At 45.5% G+C, this 628-nt stretch carries 1 protein-coding gene; it reads right to left on the reverse strand.

The features are described from left to right. Positions 1–628 (reverse strand): Ig-like domain-containing protein (locus N9R04_RS11285; RefSeq protein ID WP_262856873.1); only part of this gene is annotated, 628 nt, incomplete at both ends.

Consider the following 628-nt stretch of genomic DNA (forward strand, 5'->3'; position numbering starts at 1 on the left):
ACTTCTGTCGCTGGTGACGCATGATCGTATTTATCTTTCTCTACTACGCTCACTTTATCGCCTGGTTTCAATGTTGTACCTTCTGGTACATCTACACGGTAGTTGCCATCGTCGTCGACTTTACCTGTTACTTTCGTACCATCCGGTAATGTGACCTCTACTGTGTTACCTGGCGTACCTTTACCACTTACGGATGGGTCTCCACCTTTAACTGGATCAACAGTTGGTTGCTTCGCCGTGTTCGGATAGTCTCCGACTGTTGTTTCCGCAGCTGGTGATGTATGGCCATCCTTGTCTTTTTCTACGACGCTGATTTTATCGCCTGGTTTTAATGTTTTACCTTCTGGAATATCAACGCGGTAGTTGCCATCGCCATCTACTTCACCTGTTACTTTCGTTCCATCTGGTAATGTGACTTCTACTGTGTGTCCTGGTGTACCTTTACCACTTACGGATGGGTCTCCACCTTTAACTGGATCAACAGTTGGTTGCTTCGCTGTATTTTCTGTGTCATTTACAGTCACTTCTGTCGCTGGTGACGCATGATCGTATTTATCTTTCTCTACTACGCTCACTTTATCGCCTGGTTTCAATGTTGTACCTTCTGGTACATCTACACGGTAGTTGC

It is taken from the genome of Staphylococcus marylandisciuri, assembly GCF_025519785.1.
Lineage (GTDB): Bacteria > Bacillota > Bacilli > Staphylococcales > Staphylococcaceae > Staphylococcus > Staphylococcus marylandisciuri.